This is a genomic window from Polymorphospora rubra (assembly GCF_018324255.1).
In the GTDB taxonomy this organism is placed as follows: domain Bacteria; phylum Actinomycetota; class Actinomycetes; order Mycobacteriales; family Micromonosporaceae; genus Polymorphospora; species Polymorphospora rubra.
The window spans coordinates 6,678,535-6,696,372 of sequence record NZ_AP023359.1 but is presented as its reverse complement, the minus strand read 5'-3'; the positions used below and the strand labels follow the sequence as shown (position 1 = coordinate 6,696,372).

Annotated in this window: 19 protein-coding genes and 1 pseudogene; 12 read left to right on the top strand and 8 right to left on the bottom strand. The window is 68.3% G+C overall.

Annotated elements, in window-relative coordinates; all coding sequences use genetic code 11:
* Positions 1 to 76 precede the first annotated feature (76 nt).
* Both pdxR and Prubr_RS30135 read left to right on the top strand, forming a co-directional pair.
* A complete protein-coding gene (pdxR, locus tag Prubr_RS30140; RefSeq protein WP_212818240.1) occupies positions 77 to 1,498 on the top strand; it encodes a MocR-like pyridoxine biosynthesis transcription factor PdxR in 1,422 nt (473 codons plus the stop codon).
* Positions 1,499 to 1,575: 77 nt separating this feature from the next.
* Positions 1,576 to 1,785: pseudogene (locus Prubr_RS30135) on the top strand (Tn3 family transposase); the annotation flags it as partial.
* Positions 1,786 to 1,836: 51 nt separating this feature from the next.
* Here the strand turns inward: Prubr_RS30135 and Prubr_RS30130 are convergent.
* Entirely contained in the window at positions 1,837 to 2,745 is a 909-nt protein-coding gene (locus tag Prubr_RS30130; RefSeq protein WP_212818238.1) for an alpha/beta fold hydrolase, read from the bottom strand.
* A gap of 188 nt (positions 2,746 to 2,933) precedes the next feature.
* On the opposite strand from Prubr_RS30130, the gene Prubr_RS30125 reads away from it, so the two are divergent.
* From Prubr_RS30125 to Prubr_RS30115, 3 genes are all read left to right on the top strand, one after another.
* Positions 2,934 to 3,458 carry a P-loop nucleotide/nucleoside kinase family protein gene (locus tag Prubr_RS30125; RefSeq protein ID WP_212818236.1) on the top strand — a complete coding sequence of 175 codons (525 nt, stop codon included), beginning with the start codon at positions 2,934 to 2,936 and terminating at the stop codon, positions 3,456 to 3,458.
* Positions 3,459 to 3,869: 411 nt separating this feature from the next.
* Positions 3,870 to 4,793, top strand: a complete 924-nt coding sequence (locus Prubr_RS30120; protein WP_212818234.1) for a DUF4158 domain-containing protein — start codon at positions 3,870 to 3,872, stop codon at positions 4,791 to 4,793.
* Between the two features lie 93 nt (positions 4,794 to 4,886).
* Positions 4,887 to 5,846, top strand: coding sequence for a helix-turn-helix transcriptional regulator (locus Prubr_RS30115; protein ID WP_212818233.1), 960 nt, complete (start codon positions 4,887 to 4,889; stop codon positions 5,844 to 5,846).
* Here Prubr_RS30115 and Prubr_RS30110 read toward each other — a convergent pair.
* Complete coding sequence (locus Prubr_RS30110; protein ID WP_212818232.1) at positions 5,837 to 6,751, bottom strand: SDR family oxidoreductase; 915 nt, start codon at positions 6,749 to 6,751, stop codon at positions 5,837 to 5,839. The genes Prubr_RS30115 and Prubr_RS30110 overlap by 10 nt on opposite strands.
* A gap of 81 nt (positions 6,752 to 6,832) precedes the next feature.
* On the opposite strand from Prubr_RS30110, the gene Prubr_RS30105 reads away from it, so the two are divergent.
* The 4 genes from Prubr_RS30105 (at position 6,833) to Prubr_RS30090 (ending at position 9,869) form a co-directional block, all read left to right on the top strand.
* Entirely contained in the window at positions 6,833 to 7,432 is a 600-nt protein-coding gene (locus Prubr_RS30105) for a recombinase family protein (RefSeq protein ID WP_343221707.1), read from the top strand.
* 223 nt (positions 7,433 to 7,655) lie between these two features.
* Complete coding sequence (locus Prubr_RS30100) at positions 7,656 to 7,898, top strand: hypothetical protein (RefSeq protein WP_212818231.1); 243 nt, start codon at positions 7,656 to 7,658, stop codon at positions 7,896 to 7,898.
* Positions 7,899 to 8,551: 653 nt separating this feature from the next.
* Positions 8,552 to 9,382: a phosphotransferase enzyme family protein gene (locus Prubr_RS30095; RefSeq protein WP_212818230.1), complete on the top strand. Its 831-nt coding sequence runs from the start codon at positions 8,552 to 8,554 to the stop codon at positions 9,380 to 9,382.
* Between the two features lie 94 nt (positions 9,383 to 9,476).
* Positions 9,477 to 9,869, top strand: a complete 393-nt coding sequence (locus Prubr_RS30090) for a hypothetical protein (RefSeq protein WP_212818229.1) — start codon at positions 9,477 to 9,479, stop codon at positions 9,867 to 9,869.
* Positions 9,870 to 10,026: 157 nt separating this feature from the next.
* Here the strand turns inward: Prubr_RS30090 and Prubr_RS30085 are convergent, their stop codons facing one another.
* The 5 genes from Prubr_RS30085 to Prubr_RS30065 form a co-directional block, all read right to left on the bottom strand.
* The gene (locus Prubr_RS30085; protein ID WP_212818228.1) at positions 10,027 to 10,758 is read right to left on the bottom strand and encodes a class I SAM-dependent methyltransferase; all 732 of its coding nucleotides are present in this window, start codon (positions 10,756 to 10,758) and stop codon (positions 10,027 to 10,029) included.
* Between the two features lie 178 nt (positions 10,759 to 10,936).
* Positions 10,937 to 11,308, bottom strand: coding sequence for a YciI family protein (locus Prubr_RS30080; protein WP_212818227.1), 372 nt, complete (start codon positions 11,306 to 11,308; stop codon positions 10,937 to 10,939).
* Positions 11,309 to 11,686: 378 nt separating this feature from the next.
* Positions 11,687 to 12,613, bottom strand: a complete 927-nt coding sequence (locus tag Prubr_RS30075) for a hypothetical protein (protein ID WP_212818226.1) — start codon at positions 12,611 to 12,613, stop codon at positions 11,687 to 11,689.
* 56 nt (positions 12,614 to 12,669) lie between these two features.
* On the bottom strand, positions 12,670 to 13,407 hold the full coding sequence (locus Prubr_RS30070) for a VOC family protein (protein ID WP_212818225.1): 738 nt from the start codon (positions 13,405 to 13,407) through the stop codon (positions 12,670 to 12,672).
* A gap of 53 nt (positions 13,408 to 13,460) precedes the next feature.
* Complete coding sequence (locus Prubr_RS30065; RefSeq protein ID WP_212818224.1) at positions 13,461 to 14,219, bottom strand: hypothetical protein; 759 nt, start codon at positions 14,217 to 14,219, stop codon at positions 13,461 to 13,463.
* A 123-nt stretch (positions 14,220 to 14,342) separates the two neighbouring features.
* Here Prubr_RS30065 and Prubr_RS30060 point away from each other — a divergent pair, with 123 nt between their 5' ends.
* The 3 genes from Prubr_RS30060 (at position 14,343) to Prubr_RS30050 (ending at position 17,175) form a co-directional block, all read left to right on the top strand.
* Positions 14,343 to 15,704: a tetratricopeptide repeat protein gene (locus tag Prubr_RS30060; RefSeq protein ID WP_212818223.1), complete on the top strand. Its 1,362-nt coding sequence runs from the start codon at positions 14,343 to 14,345 to the stop codon at positions 15,702 to 15,704.
* 93 nt (positions 15,705 to 15,797) lie between these two features.
* Complete coding sequence (locus tag Prubr_RS30055; RefSeq protein WP_212818222.1) at positions 15,798 to 16,613, top strand: class I SAM-dependent methyltransferase; 816 nt, start codon at positions 15,798 to 15,800, stop codon at positions 16,611 to 16,613.
* Between the two features lie 7 nt (positions 16,614 to 16,620).
* Positions 16,621 to 17,175: a hypothetical protein gene (locus Prubr_RS30050; RefSeq protein WP_212818221.1), complete on the top strand. Its 555-nt coding sequence runs from the start codon at positions 16,621 to 16,623 to the stop codon at positions 17,173 to 17,175.
* A gap of 12 nt (positions 17,176 to 17,187) precedes the next feature.
* On the opposite strand, the gene Prubr_RS30045 is transcribed toward Prubr_RS30050, so the two are convergent.
* Positions 17,188 to 17,838 carry a hypothetical protein gene (locus Prubr_RS30045; RefSeq protein ID WP_212818220.1) on the bottom strand — a complete coding sequence of 217 codons (651 nt, stop codon included), beginning with the start codon at positions 17,836 to 17,838 and terminating at the stop codon, positions 17,188 to 17,190.

The window sequence follows — 17,838 nt, the reverse complement described above, 5'->3', positions numbered from 1 at the left end:
ACGATCCTCATGGTCTGTGCAACAGGACCAAGTTCGCCATCTTTCACCAGACCAGATGAGATGTCAGGATGGCGCGATGGACGTGTTCCTACCCGATCCCGCCATCCGCCGCGGGGGCCTCACGCAGGGTCTCTACGACCACCTGCGCACGGCCATCAGCGAGGGGCGCCTGGGCCCAGGTGACCGGGTACCCCCATCGCGGCAGCTCGCCGCCCAGTTCGGGGTGTCCCGGCACACCGTGACCACGGTGTACGGGCGTCTGGTGGGTGAGGGCTACCTGGAAGGCGCGGGCGGCGGGGGCACCCGGGTGTCCACGGTGTTCCCCGCCGGGGCCCACGGCCAGGCCTTCAGTCCGGGCACGCTCATCGCACGCCCCGGCATACCGCCCGCGTACGCACCGGAACCAGGACCGGTGCCCGGCGCCGACCTGCGCCTCGGCACACCCGACCCGACACTTTTCCCGCACCAGCAATGGCGTCTCCGGCTAACCCGCGAGATGCGGTACGGCGCCGCGGACCTCGGCACGTACGCCGACCCGGTCGGTGACCCGCAGTTGCGGACTGCCATCGCCCACTGGGCCGGCGCCTCGCGCGGCGTGCGCGCCGGCGCCGAGCGGGTCATGGTGACCGCCGGCGCGCAACAGGCGTTCGACCTGGTACTCACGGCGCTGGTCAGTCCGGGCACGGTGGTCGCCGTGGAGGACCCGGGTTATCCACGGTTCCGTGACCTGGCCCGGGTGCGTGGCGCGACGGTCGAGGGAGTTCCCGTCGACGACGAGGGCATCGTCGTCGACGCGCTGCCGTCACAAGCGACCCTGGTGTACGTGACACCGTCACACCAGTTCCCGCTGGGCTGCGCAATGTCGCTGCGACGCCGCCAGCAGCTGCTGCACTGGGCCCGGACGCACGACGCCGCCATCGTCGAGGACGACTACGACACGGAACTACGGTTCACCGGTCGCCCGGTCGAGCCCCTGCACCTGCTGGACCCGGATGGGCGCGTCGTCTACGTCGGCACGTTCAGCAAGACCCTGTCGCCGGCCCTGCGCCTCGGCTATCTGGTGGCTCCCGCCACGCTGATGCCGAGCCTGCGAACGTTGTGCCAACTCACCTCGGTCGGCGGCGATCCGTTTAGCCAGCGGGCGCTGGCGGGCCTGCTCGCCGACGGCAGCATGGCCGCCCACCTGCGCCGGCTCCGCCGCAGTTACGCGCCTCGACGGGCCGTGCTGAGCCGGCACTTGGCGGCCGATCTGGGCCAGCGCACGACCGCCATCCCGGCGGTGGCAGGTCTGCACGTCAGCCTGCTTCTACCGCCTGATGTCGACGAAACCGACCTGGTCCGGCGTGCCGGACAGGCCGGTATCGCCGTCGAGGGCCTCGGCAGATACGCGACCGCCGGGGACCCGCCGGCCGGCATCGCCATCGGAATCGGCGCGGTCGATGCCGAGACGCTCGACGCCGCACTCACCCGGATCACTAAGCTCCTACCGTCGCCGTAGCCGGATTGATTGCGGAGGTCGCTCGGACAATTGCGACCGAGATCGCGAACGCCACGTTCGCGGCCCGGGTCCACACCCTCCAACGCGAGATCAACAAGGGCCTCAACGTCGTCGAGTCGTGGAACCGGGCCGACAGCGTGATCTTCTACGGCAAGGGCGGCGACATCGCCACCAACCGCCGCGACGAACAGGAACTCTCCGTCCTCTGCCTGCGCGTTCTCCAAGCCGGCCTGGTCCACGTCAACACCCTGATGGTCCAGGACGTCCTCGCCGACTACGAGTGGGCCGCCCAGCCGACCGGCGCGGCCTCTTCTGAGCCGGGTGCGGGCGGCTTGGAATCAGGTCGTGTGGCGGATGATCGAGCCTGCGATCCGCTCGGTGAGCCCTGGCGAGAAGAACGGGTGGTGGCCCATTCCAGGCACGATCTCCAGTTGCGCCGCCGGGATCTGCTCCGCGAGGGCTTCACCGTGGGCTTGGGGGAACAGCGGGTCATCGCTGCCGTGCAAGACCAGGGTCGCAGCGGTGATGCGGGACAAGGAGGCCCGCCGGTCGTCGTCCCAGCGCCGACCGGCGAGATCGTGATTCGAGGCGGCAGCGAGGTTGTCGGCCCGGGCGTAACAGTGTTCGACGAACAGCCGCGCGGCGGGCTCGTCGAAGGGCAGGACATCGCCGTTGAGCACTCGCCAGGTCTGTACGGCGGCGTCCATGCGCTGCTGGACCGTCGTGCGGGGCGCCTTCACCGAGTCCATCACGTGGTTGAAGAACCGTGCCGTCGGGGGCGGGAGCTCATCGGCCGCAGCCGGTTGACCTGCCATCGCCCGTGCCCACGCCGGGCCGGGATTGTTCCCCATGGGAGAGGAGGCCAACGCCGTCAGCGTGCGAACCCGGACCGCGTGATGCACGGCGAGCCACTGCCCGATCGCCGCACCCAGCGACGACCCGACGATGTGTGCGGCCGGGACGCCGTAACCGTCCAGAACGGCGGCCGTGTCGGCTGCCATGTCGGCAAGCGCGTACGGATGCGTTGTGAAATCGACGGAGTCGGAACGGCCGGTGTCGCGGTGATCGAACCGGATCACCTGCCGACCGCTGTTCACGAGAGCTCCCACAAGCTCATCGGGCCAGCCGATGCCCTGCGTAGAGGTGCCCATGACCAACAGAACGGTGGGGTCATCAGGGCGACCGAAACGCTCGGTCCACAACCGAACTTGCCCGGAACGAACGAACTTCTCCTCACCAGTAAGCATGCCGGGCACCGTAGCGGTAACCGGATAGGCCGAAACTCGCTACCCGTTGTAGTTGAAATAGGTGCTCATGAGATAATGAAGTGGTACGCAAGAGCGCATTGAGCCGCCATACACCGTGGCGGGTTCAACGGCGTTTGCCCAGCACAAAACCCCACTACGGCCGTCCGGAAGCGTGGAATCATGCCCGGATGGCGGACTACCTTGTCTTGGTCAATGGCCTGCCCGGATCGGGCAAGACCACGCTGGCCAACCAGTTGGCTTCCGCCATGGATGTCCCGCTGATCTGCAAAGACGTTCTCAAGGAGGCGATGGCCGCCGCCTTGCCGGGCATCCCCACGACGGCATTCGGTGTCGTGGCGAGCCAAGCCATGTGGGAACTGGCCGCAGCCACACACGGCCTCGTCATCCTCGAATCCTGGTGGTTCAAACCGCGAGATCTCGGCTACGTCCACGACGGTCTTCGCCGGTGCGCAAGCCCCGCGGCTATCGAGATCTGGTGCGACGTCCCAGCTTCGCTGGCACGGGAACGCTACCGAAACCGCCGCCGAGCCGCCCTTTACAACGACGATCGCCAGCTCGCGGAGTCCTGGCCTCGATGGGCTGCGGAAGCTGAGCCGCTCGGGGTCGCCGCCAGGATCATGGTCAGGACGGACCGACCAGTTCCCGTCGCGAAACTGGTCGACGAGATCAGCACCACGTTCGGCCTCCCGTAGGCACCCTCGGCCGCTGAGCCCAAACGCCCGACGAGGCGAGTGGACGCCGGAACCGGGGGCGACGACAGCTGGCTTCACGCCCGACGAGCTTGCCACTCCGCACAGGACCCAACCAGTTCAGCTGAGAGCGGCAGCAGGGGGACCTAGTTGAGGTACGCCGAATCTCTCGGGGATGACCTCTGCCAGCTTTACCGGATTACCGATAACGCTAATCCGGTAAAGCTGGCGCTAGAAACGGACAAAAGGCGCAGTATGTCGTTACACCATAATGACCGTTATGGTGTAACGCCTTCGGATGGTCGGATCCGGGGTGTCTGACAGGGGTCCCGTGCTAGGCCGGGCCCACGAGGAACGTCGGAACGAAAACTGGCGGTAGCGACAGATGTCGATGGGGATCTACGTTGATGCCTCGTGCCGGTGGAGTTCCTGAGTGATGAGCAGGCTGCGACGTACGGGCGTTTCACGGCGCCGCCGTCGCGGGCCGAGTTGGAGCGGTTCTTCTTCCTCGACGACGCCGATAAGGCGCTGGTCGCCAAACGGCGCAGCGATCACAGCAAGCTCGGGTTCAGCGTGCAGTTGGTGACGGTTCGCTATCTGGGCACGTTCCTGACGGATCCGCTGGATGTGCCGACGGTGGTGTTGGACGTCTCGGAGCAGCTGGGCATCGCGGATGCATCGCAGGTCAAGGCGTACGTCGAGCGGGAGAAGACTCGCTTCGAACATCGGTGGGAGATCGTCCGGGAGTACCGGTGGCAGGACTTCACCACGGTAGAGGCCGAGCTGACTCGGTGGGTGGATGACCGGGCGTGGACGACCGGCGACGGGCCGAGGGCCATCTTCGATGGTGCTGTCGGCTGGTTGCGGGAGCGGCAGGTGCTGCTTCCGGGGGTGACGACTCTGGCCAGGTTGGTGGCTTGGGTCCGTGACGCGGGGTTGCAGCGGCTGTGGGACACCCTGTCTGCGCTGCTCACGCCTGCGCAGGCCCGGCTGTTGGAGGATTTGCTCGACGTCCCGGACGGGGCCCGGGTATCGGACCTGGAACGGCTGTGCCGGGGTCCGACGGCCGCGTCGGGTAAGGCGATGGTCGGCGCGCTGGACCGTATCGGGGAGGTCGCCGGTCTCGGCCTCGGTGGTACTGATCTGACTGCGGTGCCGGCTCGGCGGGTGGTGGAGCTCCGGGCCTCCGGCTACCCGGTCCTGGACGCTGATGTGGCTCGGCTGTCGCCGTATCTGCGCAAGCACATCAACGTCCATGGTCACTACTCGTTTCAGTTGCCCGAGCTCGGCGGCGCCCGGCGGACGCTGCGTGATCCTGACGCGGGCGACGAGGACTGATCCCCCTGCTGGCTCGTCGCTATCGAGTCTGAGCGTGCCGGGTGGGCGAGGTGCCGGGTGCCGGCTTCTACGGCCAAGATGGCAGATGTGCGTGTGTCCCGGCTGTTCACGATGGTGCTGTTGCTGCAAGCGCGGGGGGCTATGACCGCAGCGGAGTTGGCGGGTGAAGTAGGCGTGTCAGAACGGACTGTCTACCGCGACATCACCGCATTGGCCGCTGCGGGGGTGCCGGTCTACGCCGAACAGGGACGACACGGTGGCTACCGACTGGTCGATGGCTACCGCACCCGACTGACCGGACTCAGCCGGGTTGAGGCCGAGGCACTGTTTCTGCTCGGCCTGTACGGCCCGGCGCGAGACATGGGACTCGGCGATTTGCTGGCCACCGCCCAGCTCAAGGTCAGTGCGGCGCTGCCAGCCGGGTTGCGTGATGCGGCGGCGCAGGCGGCGCAACGCTTCTACCTTGATGCGCCGGGGTGGTTTCACGACAGCGACCCGCCGCCTGCGTTGAGCGTCTTGGTCCGCGCGGTGTGGGAGGACTTGACGGTGATCCTTCGCTACCACCGTCATGACGAGGTGACGCGCACCGCGCAGCCCTACGGCGTGGTCCTCAAGGCGGGGATCTGGTACCTCGTCGCGCGGATCGGCGCGGACCTCCGGGTATACCGCGTCGACCGGGTCGTAGCCGTGGAGGTTACCGATCAGCGGTTCGTCCGCGAAGAGTCCTTTGACCTGCCGGCAGTGTGGGCCGAACGGGCGGCACAGTTCGTCCGGGGCATGCTCGCCGAGCAGGTGACGGTACGACTGAGTCCGGCCGGAGTGCGGGCGTTACGGTTCGCCGTCGAGCCGCCCGCGGTGCAGGCGGCCACCGCCGCGGCGGGCGAACCCGACGCACAGGGCTGGGTGGTCACCTGCCTGCCCGTCGAGTCCGCCGAGATCGCCTACGACCAGCTGTTACGCCTCGGCCCGGAGGTGGAGGTACTGGCGCCTGAGCCGTTGCGCGATCAGATGCGGGTTGCCGCACAACGGCTGGCCGGCTTGTATCAGCGGTAGCCGGTGACGTCCGCCGGCCTGCCGGCGTCCTGGACCTCGACCAGGTACCGCCAGCAGTCCGGGCGACTACCGTCGAGATCGGTGAAGCCGTAGACCTGAGCCAGCTGCCCGCTGGACAGCGACTGCCCGTTCCACCGGGCGACATCTGGGTCGGCCGCGAGCGCGGCGACCGCCCGGCCGACGAAAGCAGGGCTCTCCGAAATCGCGAAGTGCGGTTCGGTGGCCGTGGCGTCATACCAGTTGGCCTCGGTGACACCGAAGTGCTCCAGCATGATCTCCGAACGCATCCAGCCCGGCGTCAGGGCCACCGCGGTGGCACCGAACGCCGCCAACTCTTGGGCCTGCGCGAACGCCATGCGCAGTACCGAGGCCTTGGTCAGGTCGTAGAAGAACGACGCCCGGTAGTTCGTACGGTTGTACTCGGCGGTGCCGTCGGTCATCTCGACCACCAGGCCACCCGGTCGGCGGATCAGCAGCGGCAGCGCGAAGTGGCTGGTGATGATGTGGGTGTCGACCGCCAGCCGCAGGATGTGCAGGCCGGTGTCCAAAGAGTGTTCCCACAGCTTCTGGTCCCAGCTGAACAACAGCTCCGCACCCCAGATGTTGTTGACCAGGACGTCTAGGCACCCCTGCTCAGCATCGATGCGCTCCACCAGCGCACGCACCTGCTCCGCGACGAGGTGATCGATCTGGACAGCGATCCCCCTACCACCGGCTGCGGTCACCAGCTCAGCGGTCTCCTCGATCGTCTCCGGCCGGTCCATCTCCGAACGCTGCCCTCTAGTACTGCGGCCGGTGGCATACACCGTTGCCCCACGGGCACCAAGCTGCACGGCAATCTGGCGCCCCGCACCGCGTGTCGCCCCCGCCACCACAGCAACCTTGCCTGCCAAATCAAGATCCATGACGGAGACCTTGACAGAAAAACCTGACGAGACATGTCAGCCTTTTCAACAGCCGCTCCAGGCGGTGAACGATAACGTTCGATCGACAAAGCGTCCGGCAAGCTGGCCCGCCGGCCCGAGCTCGACAAGGCGCTACTGGTCGCCCACCGCCGCGACGATCAACTCGTGGTCACGAAGCTCGACCGGCTCGGCCGCTCGCTCGAGCACCTCATCGAGCTGTCTGTTCGGCTACAGGAGCGCGGCGTCGACCTGGTCGTGCTCGACCAGAAGATCGACACGTCCACCGCGATGGGCCGCATGTTCTTCCAGATCCTCGGCTCCATCGCCGAGTTCGAACACGCCCTCATGTCCGAACGCACCCTCGACGGCCTGGCCGCCGCCCGCGCCCGCGGCCGCACCGGCGGCCAGAAACCCAAACGCACCCCGCGCCAAGCAAGATCGCGCAGCAGATGTTTGAGGAAACCGGACCCGACGGACGCCGTCTGCATACCGTCGCCCAGATCCCCACCGAGTTCGGCGTCACCCGGCCTACCATCTACCGGCACCCCGCCAGCCTGCCTGCCGAGACGCAGCCTTCCCGCTGACGGCTACCGCCAGTTCCCGTTCCACCCACGCCGCCCCGGCGGCGGCATCGAAATCCGTGGCGGCATGGTCCACGGCGGCCTGCACCAGACCTTCTGAGCATTGCCGAATTGGTCTCTACGGGATCAAGACGCGCGGCAAGCCGGCCCCGGCGGCACGCCACCCCGGACCGGCCTGGCGGCCAGCCGCCCGGACGGGGTCCGGACACCACGCGTTGCCGAAAGACATCGACAAGTTGCCCGCGCGACCGCTCCGCCCACCCGACGCGACACGCCACACTGGATGGAGACCGCCAGGGGGACAACAGGGGAGGAGACGGAACATGCTGAACTTAGAGGCACTCATGATGGCTGCCTTGACCACGGCGTTGATCCTCGGAGGAATCGTCGTAGTCTTCATACTGATACTGGCCTGGTGGACTGACACCCCGATCTCCTCGTTCTTCGTCAGCTCCAACGGATCCAGCCGCCGCGGCGCGGGCGGCGGTGGAAACTTCGGCGGTGACGGTGACGGGGATGGTGACGGGGATGGTGGCGGCGACGGTGGTGGTAGCGGTGGCGGGTGACGAGTCGCCTCCGGGGCAACCTGTGGAACGCAGCTCTTGAGCCAGATGGCGGCCCCGAGTCACCGCAGGTTCGCAGGCCGGGCACAACGCCGGCCGGCACCGTATGGTCGACGTCGACGAGCTTTCGACAACCCCGCTCAGGCGGCGTCGTGGGTGACGCCGCCGATCGCGCGGCGCAGGTCGGCGGCCCGAATGGTGACGATGGTGTCGTCGGCGACCGGGGCGAGACAGTCCTCGACCAGCTGCCGGGCCTAGATCAACTGCTTGGCGTCGTTCTTGGTCTGGAAACTACGGACGGGCCTACAAGGGGCAGCGGAACTACCCGGGTTCGTACTGCTCGGTATCCGTCGGCGGTCACGTCGGTGTGGAGTCGTGGCTGGAGCGGGACGAGGCGATGGCCCTGGACTCCGACGCCACGGTCACGAGTTTTGCCCCGCAACCGTTCTGGCCCTTCTGGCCGGCAGGGACCGGCCGGGTTCGTTCGCACACGCCTGAGAAGCGACCAGCCCGATTTCGCTCCTATCAGGCACGGCGGAGCGAGAGCCGGATGGAAGACCCAATCCATCTCGTAACCCCAGTTCGACCAAGGTTCGCCGGGGGACCGGACACCAAATACGGCTGCTGCGCCACGAACACCGAACTACGGTGCTCCGATGCAGGCATCTGAGGCTCAGCGGGCAACACAGGCAGCCATATCGAGCGCCTCGTGGCTGGGCCTGACCGCCCACGACGCCACCGTCCTGCACAACTCGAACACGCTCACCCTGCGTTTGCGGCCCTGCGACGTGCTCGCCCGGGTGGCGCCGGCCGCGCAGCAGTGCGCCCAGCTTGAAGTGGATGTCGCTCAGCGGTTGGCCGAGGTCGGGAGCCCGGTGGCCGCACTGGAGTCGCCCCAGGTCTTTGTCCGGGGCGACTACGTGGTCACCTTCTGGCCCTACTACGAACCGGTGACTACTCGATCGCTCTCAAACGCCGAGTACGTCGGCGCGCTCGAACGTCTGCACGCCGGAATGCGCAGGGTCGACCTGCCCACCCCGCATTTCACGGACCGAGTTTCCGAGGCCCAGACGCTCGTGGCCGACCATGCCCGAACACCGGATCTGGCTGACCCGGACCGGGTCTTCCTCGCCAGCACGTTGGACCGCCTGCGACGAGCGGTCACCGAGAGCGGCCGTCCCGAGCAACTCCTGCACGGCGAACCCCATCCGGGCAACCTGCTCCTGACCCAGACCGGCCCGCTTTTCATCGACTTCGAGACGTGCTGCCGAGGGCCGATCGAGTTCGACCTGGCCCACGCGCCCGACGAGGTCGGAGACCACTACCCGAACGTCGATCGCCGACTGCTCCGAGATTGCCGGACCCTCGCGCTGGCGATGATCACAGCGTGGCGCTGGGATCGCGACGACCAGTTCCCCGACGGCCACCAACTCGGCATCGAGTGGCTGAACCAACTCCGGGGGAAGATATCAGCCCAGTCTGGATAGATACGTCGACTCACGTTATCGACAAGACAGCCGACCATCCCCTTCCGGGGATCTGATGCCGGGTCAGCGAAGGGGACGCCGTAGCGTCACCGGGGTGGGTCTGCTGTTGGTGCTACGCCTTCCGCCGCCGCGTCCGAAGAGCCTGCGTCGTGCCACCCGGGCGCAGCGGCGTGAGCGCCACCGTGCTGACGCCGAAGAGTGGGCCACGGCGGAGGAACGCGGTCTGCTGCTCGACATGGCCGTGGAGGATCTGCTGCCGTTGATGAACGCCGCCGGCGGAAACCGCCTTCCGATCTTCGGCCAGCTTGACCCATGGTCAGATGGCGTACTCGGCCGTGGGGATCTGCCGCAGCTCAATGCCGAAGTCGACCGTCTTGAGGCGGCGGCGGGCAACGACGTGGAGCGTGGGCTGGTGGCGGCGCTGCGGGCGTTGCTCGCGCGATGGCGTGACGAGCCGGGCCTGGTGCTCCACTGGTACGGCGACTGAGTTCCGTTCGGCGACAGGGATCTGGCCGCCATGAAATCGACGCAAGGAACACCGGCGCCGACGGATCGACCGACCATTGAGTCAACGCACCGAGCCAGCCCGCCAACTGAGCGCCTCAACCGCGGACGACCGGACTTCGGCAGGATCTTGTAGCTGTTCAGGCCAGGACGAGGAGGTCCAGGGCATCAACTACGGGGCCGTTCTCAAGTCGCGCTGCCGCGTGCAATCGGGCCAGGCCAGCGGCGTACTCGTCGTCGTTGATCAGTTGCAAGAGGGTGTGCGCCTCGCGGCGCAGCGCCGCCGCGGCGTCGCGGAGCGACGCCGCGCTTACCTGCGGGACCTGTTCGAAGCCGACGGTAACGAACCCGGCGGTAGCGAAGGCTGCTTCGACGTCAGCCACGCTGGGGTAGGTGTCGAGCACGCGGATGGCTTCGGGAAAGTAGCGGAACAGAGTGATCGCCTGGTGTCGGCCGGCGAACGCGGAGCGGATCAGTACCCGGCCGCCGGGACGCAGTACCCGGCGCAGTTCCAGGGCTGCGCGGGCCAGGTCCGGTACGTGGTGGATGACCGTGGAGAGCCAGGCGGCGTCGACGCTGCCGTCGTCGAGCGGGATGCGTTGGGCGTCGCCGGGTACGACAGGCTGGTGGACCGAGCGGGCGCGCATCGCCTCGGATGGTTCGACCGCGATGACCTCGATGCGGTCGTACCACGTGGTGAAGGCCTGTGACCACATGCCGGTACCGGCGCCCAGGTCGAGCACTCGCACGCCCGCACGGGGATCGAGGTGCCGGGTCACCGCCTCCCGCCAGGCGGTGAGTCCGTCGTCGGTGAGGTGACGGGTCGCCTCGAACGCCGCGGCGTCCGCGTTGTCGTACGCGATTCGAGCCATACGGTCGACCCAACCGCCTGTGCCTCCGAGCAGGCAAGGGTGCAGCGGTGTGACGAACCGCCCACGCTGACGGACTGCCGGTCGGACGCGGCTTACGTAAGTACGTCGGCGAGAGCCCAGAGTTGATGATCCGTACCGACGCGGCAGGTCTTCCTTGATCAGCCGTCGTCGGATGCCGTCATCGCCGGTCAGCCTGGCGAAGCATCGCGTCTGTTTCGGGGTCGGCTCCGAGCTCCCGGACCTCCTGCGCGCAGCGGCAGGCGACGGCGAACCTGGCAGCCCACGCCAGCGCCTCTTCGCGTGCGGCCACGTCGACGACCACGAACCCGCCGACGACCGCCTTGGTCTCCGGGTACGGGCCGTCGGTGACCATCCCGTCCGTGGCCACCACGCTCGCCCGCTGCCTTTCCAGGCCGGCGCCGAACACGAACACGCCGGCGTTCACGGCCTCCTGGACCACCGCGTGCGCGGCCTTGCCCACATCGGGCAGATCCTCCTCGGAGAGGTGGTCCATCGCGCCGTCATCAAACGAGATCAAGTACCGGGTCATCGCAAACTCCCTTTGTCCGGCGGCCTCCTCCGGCCGCCCCTCACCTGTTCTACGAACGACTCGCCCCGGATCCGACACATGCCAAGAAACTTTTCACGGGACCTCCGCCGCTCGGCGCCCGCGGGTGTCCTGTCGCTCCCGCTGCCCCGGACAACGCGTGCCCCGGCTTCCCGCAGGTCGTCACCATCAGTAAACGGGGGAAGTCTGTTCGACGACGAACCGCGGTCGCCGCCGTCGGTGGCACCGAAACTCACGGTCCTCGAAACCGGCAAGATCGGGGAGTCGACGCGACGGTGCAGGCGATCGGCGGGAAAGCGACCGAGGGGTTGCACAACGGTCCGCTATCAGCCGACCTGAATTATCACGCTATAGAAAACTTCACGCCTCGATGCGTACCCAGGCGTCGCCGGCACGAAGCCACAGGACTCCGTCGCGGCCTTGGCCGCATCGCAGGACAACGGGGCCGGGTGCCTCAACAATCCGGCGTTCCACCGTCGCCCATGAACCGTCGACCAACTCGGCGCGGGTCACCACGGTCGAGTTCTTGTTGTGGACTCGTCGAGTCAGAATGGCGTGATGGCCACGTACCGCCACACCGTCCGGGGATTCGACCGGACTGGGCCAACTGGTCACCTCGCCGGTCGCGGGGGTGATCCGGGTCAAGAAGGTGCCCCCGGCGCTGGGGCGCGAATACCAGGCCAACCACACCTGGTCACCCTCTGTGGCGGCACTGAATCCTGCCAGTGGCCATTCTGGGAGGCGTCCGTCCGGTTCCCAGCTAATCTGGCCGTGACTATCCCAGCCCGCAAGTCCGGCCGCGGATTTCGGATGGCCGCCGTAGATGCCCTCGTCGCCGTAGGCCGTCCAGATCGATCCGTCATGGGCCGTCACCAGGACATCGATGTCATCACCGATACAAAAGGACTTCTCCACCGTGCCGTCCGGGGAATACACGAGCGCGTTCGGCTTCCACGATCCTTCCTCGTCCTTCCGAACTCGACCACTCGCGATGAGGAGTCGGTCGCCTGGTAGGAGGGCGATGTGACTCGGCCACAGCGGGATCGACTTGATGGTGCGGTGCTGTACCGACCCGTCGGCGTGCCGGATCACCAACACGCTGTCGAACGGCACCTCGGACATCCAGCCGAGCCACCCGGCGGTGGACGAAGAATGGCTCAACTGCCGTTGTGGGACGAACAGCACGGCGAGCTCCTGCAACGGGCTCACCGTCCACCACAACGGGCGCCCCCACAGCCGAATGTCAGCAGCAGTTGGCTTCCACAGCTGTTGCACCGCGACCGTCACTCAGTCCTCCGATCAGAAGGGCGTACAGCTTGGTGGTCTCGATCCAGCAGTCCGTGTCAGCCCGGAGCGAGGACGCAGAACTCGTTGCCCTCCGGGTCGGCGAGGACGATCCACGAGACGTCGCCCTGGCCGACGTCGGCGGGCGTCGCACCGAGGGTCCGCAGCCGCGCCACCTCCGCCGCCTGATCGTCACCGCGATGCGGCACCACGTCGAGATGGGCGCGATGCCGTATGTCCTTCAGGTGGGGCGCGCGAAGGAACTCGAGATACGGCCCGACATCCTTGGCGGAGCGCAGCCGGGCATGATCGTCGGTCACCTCGTGCGGGGTCCAGTCCATCGCCTCGCCCCAGAAGTGGGCCATGGCGCGCGGGTCCGCGCAGTCGACCACCAGCGCGGCGATCGGCCCGGTGTCCCGGTAGATCTCCCGAGGCTCCAGTACGCAGAACAGGTTGCCCTCTGGGTCGGCCAGCACCGTCCACGGGACGTCGCCCTGGCCGACGTCGGCGGGCGTCGCGCCGAGTTCCTTCAGGCGCGCCACCAATTCCGTCTGATGGGCCGCGGAGGTGGTGGCGAGATCGAGGTGCACGCGGTACTTCACCGTCTCGGGGTCCGGGACGGCTATGACATCGACGCAGACAGGGGCATCGGGATCCGTCCAGACGAAGTCCGCGGGGGCAACGCTGGTCGCACCGGAACCGGAGCGGGAGACCCAACCGAGCGCCTCCGCCCAGAACCGGCCGAGTGCCGAGTCGTCCCGAGCTTTGAGGTTCGCCTGAACAAGCCGCAGTGCCATGCCGCCTACCCTATGCCCGGACGTGGCCGGCACGTCGGCGTCGAGGATCACCGTCAGGTCGAGGCGACGGACTTCCAAAGGTCGGGGTTGAGGTAGTGGTTGCGGGCGCCGGTCAGCAGGACGGCACGGAGTTGGGGCAGGTGCTCGGTGTCCGGGGGCAGGTCGAGCTGGTCGAGGAGGGTACGGGCCGCTGCCGGATCCAGGTCGCCGTAGAAGTCGTGGTAGCTGGTCAGAAGGCCACGGTAGACGGATCGGTGCAGAGCCGGGACGGTCGCGGCGGCGCGGTAGACGTCGTGTTTGCTGAGCCAGGAGACCGGGCCGGAATGCTCGAGGACGCGGGCGGCGCGGCGGTGCAGAGGGCCGGTGGCCAGGTCGTCGAGGCGATTCCGGGAACGCAGGTAGCGGGTGTCGTCGGCGAGCACTGCACGGAATGCCTCGTCGCTGGTCGTGTGGTCCTCGAACCAGTCGACCCACAGGGAGTAGAGCACCGGTTTCACCGGCTCTTCACGCTCCAGCCGCTCGCGGTAGCCGGCCCAGAAGACGGCGCGGATCGCCGGGTCGGTCTCGTTGGCGATGAGGAAGCCGATCTCGACCGTCACGCAGTAGTGATCGAGCAGGTCGAGCAGGCCGAAGCCGCGCCGGAGCAGCTCGGCGGGTGGCAGGTCGTCGTTGACGGCGTCGCTCGACCACTGGTGCGCGACATCATCGGTGGTGCACTCGCGGCCGTGCGCGAGCCAGCGGTCCCGGCCGAGCGGGATCACGCCCTGCCCGGCCAGCCAGCGCAACGCTTCATCGGCCCCGGGAGTACGCATCCGACGATTGTGCATGCCGCCGTGTCATCGGCAGGAATCGAAATCGGGCGTAGGTCGACACCGAGCACCGACAGGGTTGCCGCCGGCACCGCAGTTCTCGGGGCGGGGCTAGGGTTTGCCTCCGTGGACGCCGCTGATCTCGACTACCGGACCCGGACACTGAACGGCTGCATTCCCCCGGACCTGGTCTCCCGGCTCATCGAGCTCGGCCATGGCGCGGAGGTGGAGGTCCAGGCCGGCCGTGGGGAATGGTTCTGCGCGCGCGAGCGGGCCCGGCTGCTCGCCGGACAGGACCGGCAGGCGGAGGCGTTGGAGGTACTCGCCCCGTACGTCGCCACGGGTTGGTGGAACGCGGCCGAAACCATGGCCGGCCTGTTGGAGGAGTGGGGGAGAGTCGAGGAGGCGATCGTGCTGGCCCGCCCGTACGCGGAGGCCGGCGACCGGCTGGCGCTGAGGTTCTTCGCGCGCCTGCTTGGCCGGTACGGTCGGGGTGACGAGGCGTTCGCCCTGCTCCGCCCGTATATCGAGGAGTGGTTCCTGGCCGCCGCACTGGTCGAGATCTCCGAGGGCGTGGGCCGGGACGAGGACGCCGCCGCGCTGCTGGCCGCCCGCATCGAGGAGCCGAAACACAGCTGCGGCGCCCCGTCGTGCCGCTACCGCGGCATCGAACCGTCCAATGCGGTCGGCCTGCTCGCCACGATCCGCGAACGCCAGGGCCGCATCGACGACGCGATCGCCCTGCTGCACACCCGGGACGCCACCTCGGTCAACGGCCGCGACCAGCTGGCCGACCTGCTGGCCCGGCACGACCGGATCGAGGAGCTGCGGACGTACGCCGCGACCGAATACCACGGGCACGCCGCGCAGCGTCTCGCGGAGGTGTTGGAGCAGCGCGGTGACGTGGCGGGCGCGATCGCCGTGTACCGGCAGCCGGGGGACTCGGCTGCCCGCCAGGTCCACGGGACGGTGCAGCTCGCGCAGCTTCTGGTACGACACGACCGCGGTGACGAGGCGACGGAGGTACTGCGCTTACTCGCGGACTCTCCCGGCGGCGCGGAGGACTGGATCGTCCACACACTGTGCACCCACTACGCGGACCAGGGCCGCGCCGAGGATGGCCTGGCCTACCTCGACAGCCTGAAGGCGCGCCGTGGCAAAGAATACTGGGAGTTCTTCCAGATGCGGCTCCCGCTGATGGTCGCGTGCGGCCGTCGCGAGGAGGCGATCGAGCAGACGCGAGCGCATCCCGAGGGTGGAACCTGGTACGCGGTCCAGGCCATCGCCGAGCTGCTGGCCGACGCCGGACGCATCGAGGAGGCCGTCGCCATCCTCGAACAGCACGAGTCCGTTCTCAGTAGCACCCTGGCCGGGCACCTCATCGACCTCGGCCGCGTCAAGGACGCCGTGACGCTACTTCAACAGCGCAAACCCAGGCCTGCCATGCGGATGTGGACCGGCGCGCCCACCGACGTACCCCCGTTCTGATCACCGGAAGTCCGGAAACCGCACCTCCGACCCGACCATGACACCGTCGGTATTCGGTTGCGCACCGGTGGTCGGCGGTCCAGCATCTGTCGAATGTTGAGCCCGGAGGTATCGGAGTACTACCGGCGGGGCGGCGAACGGCACCGGCTGGCCGCCGGCCAGGGCAGGTTGGAGTTCCTGCGTACGTGGGACGTCCTGACCAGGGTGCTGCCCGCCGCACCCGCGGACGTGCTGGACGTCGGCGGCGCCACCGGGGTGTACGCCGGACCGCTGACGGATGCCGGCTACCGGGTACGGGTCGTCGACCCGCTGCCGGAACACGTGGCGCAGGCGGCGACGCTGCCTGGGGTGACCGCCGTACCCGGAGACGCCCGGGCACTGCCCGCCGCCGACCACAGCGTCGACGCGGTACTGCTCCTCGGGCCGCTCTACCACCTGCCGGAGCGCACCGACCGGGTCGCCGCGTGGCGTGAGGCGGCCCGCGTCGTACGCCCCGGCGGCGTGGTCGTCGGCGCGACCATCAGCCGGTTCGCGTCCCTGTTCGACGGCTTCGTGAAGGACCACTTCGACGACGCCCGGTACCGTCCGCTGGTCGAAAGCGCGGTCGCCGACGGGGTGCACCGCAACACCGACACCGACCGCACCTGGTTCACCACCGCCTACTTCCACCACCCCGACGAGATGGCCGGTGAGGCCACGGAGGCGGGGCTGGTCGTACGGCGCGTGGTCGCCGTCGAGGGACCGCTGTGGCTGACCGGGCCGCGACTGCCGGAGATCCTGGCCAGCCCGGAGCTGACCGACCTGCTGCTGGAGATGATGCGTGCGGTGGAGGACGAGCCGAGCCTGCTCGGTGCCAGCAACCATCTCCTGACCGTCGCGCACTCTCCGTCCCACACTCCGCGAGGATGATGTGGTGATGTCCGAAGACCACAGGCGGCTGGCCGTCGAACTGGACGCGACCGCGAGGGCCCTGGTCGGTCGACGCATCACCGGAGTGGCGTACTACGGGTTGTACACGGACCACCCGCCCGCAACATGGGACTTCGACACCTGGCACTGTCCGGTCATGGGTGTCGAGTTGCTCCTCGACGACGGGGCCGCGTACTCGGCGGTCTGGGACAATCCCTTCGGCCACTTCAGTCTGCACCTGTACGCCGCGCCGATGACCTCCCAGCTCACGGTGTACGAGCAGGGCGGTAACGGGCTCCGCTGGACGGTGCACGACCATGCGCGGTGGGCGCCGCTGCTGGCCGGCCCGGTGCTGGACAGTCGGCTGATCTGGCACCCCCACCTCACCGACTTCGGTCACCAGGCCCCGGCCGCGCTGCACCTGACCTTCCCCGCCGGCAGTGTCTGGATCATCGCCGCGATGGAAAGCACCGAGGAGACGTGGTGGCTGGGCGCCGACGAGGTGGTGGTCGCCTTCACCTCGGACATGGCCGCCCGGACGGGCGTACGCGGTCCGGGGTGACCTCGCCCGGGATCACCGGAGTGCGAGTGCCCGCGTCACCCGCTCGGTCAGCTTGTCTTCTGTCGTCGCGCTGTCGACCTCGACGGCGGGCAGGCCGAGAATGCCGGTCTCCGCCCGCAACCGTTGGGTGAACAACCGGTCGCGTTCGAGCAGGTTGCGCAGGGCCCGCTCCGGGTCGCTGGTCCGGCCGGCGATCGTCCACAGTGACCCCCGGTCGGCGAACGCGGCTCGCCGGAACGCCGGCGACGGCAGCAGCCAGACGGCATGGGCGGGTGTGGCCAGCAGGGGCCGTACGAGGTACGGCAGCAGCCGGAAGCCTTCCACCAGGATCCCGGGCTCGGTCGGCAGCCGCAGCAAATCGTCGACGATGCGGGCGAAGCCCTCGCCCCGGAACCAGTGGAACGTCTCCAGCATGACCTCGGGGGAGCGGCGCACCCACCGCTCGTCCATGTCCATCGCCATGAACTCGTGCAGGTACGGGCACTCCTGCGCGGTGCTGCGGCCGGCGTGGTCGGACATGACGTCGTCGGTCGCGTACAGGTGCAGCCCGTGCCGGTCGGCGACCCGGCGGGCCACGGTCGACTTGCCGGCGCCGCTGCCGCCGCCGATCCAGTACACGTGCCGCAGCCTGTTCCGGGCAGCGTCGTCCGTGGGCTCCGCCAT

Excerpts from the sequence above, each read along its gene's own strand:
- pdxR (WP_212818240.1), top strand. The coding sequence starts at position 77 with ATGGACGTGTTCCTACCCGATCCCGCCATCCGCCGCGGGGGCCTCACG.
- Prubr_RS30130 (WP_212818238.1), bottom strand. The coding sequence starts at position 2,745 with ATGCTTACTGGTGAGGAGAAGTTCGTTCGTTCCGGGCAAGTTCGGTTG.
- Prubr_RS30125 (WP_212818236.1), top strand. The coding sequence starts at position 2,934 with ATGGCGGACTACCTTGTCTTGGTCAATGGCCTGCCCGGATCGGGCAAG.
- Prubr_RS30110 (WP_212818232.1), bottom strand. The coding sequence starts at position 6,751 with ATGGATCTTGATTTGGCAGGCAAGGTTGCTGTGGTGGCGGGGGCGACA.
- Prubr_RS30100 (WP_212818231.1), top strand. The coding sequence starts at position 7,656 with ATGCTGAACTTAGAGGCACTCATGATGGCTGCCTTGACCACGGCGTTG.
- Prubr_RS30095 (WP_212818230.1), top strand. The coding sequence starts at position 8,552 with ATGCAGGCATCTGAGGCTCAGCGGGCAACACAGGCAGCCATATCGAGC.
- Prubr_RS30085 (WP_212818228.1), bottom strand. The coding sequence starts at position 10,758 with ATGGCTCGAATCGCGTACGACAACGCGGACGCCGCGGCGTTCGAGGCG.
- Prubr_RS30080 (WP_212818227.1), bottom strand. The coding sequence starts at position 11,308 with ATGACCCGGTACTTGATCTCGTTTGATGACGGCGCGATGGACCACCTC.
- Prubr_RS30070 (WP_212818225.1), bottom strand. The coding sequence starts at position 13,407 with ATGGCACTGCGGCTTGTTCAGGCGAACCTCAAAGCTCGGGACGACTCG.
- Prubr_RS30065 (WP_212818224.1), bottom strand. The coding sequence starts at position 14,219 with ATGCGTACTCCCGGGGCCGATGAAGCGTTGCGCTGGCTGGCCGGGCAG.
- Prubr_RS30055 (WP_212818222.1), top strand. The coding sequence starts at position 15,798 with ATGTTGAGCCCGGAGGTATCGGAGTACTACCGGCGGGGCGGCGAACGG.
- Prubr_RS30050 (WP_212818221.1), top strand. The coding sequence starts at position 16,621 with ATGTCCGAAGACCACAGGCGGCTGGCCGTCGAACTGGACGCGACCGCG.
- Prubr_RS30045 (WP_212818220.1), bottom strand. The coding sequence starts at position 17,838 with ATGGCGGAGCCCACGGACGACGCTGCCCGGAACAGGCTGCGGCACGTG.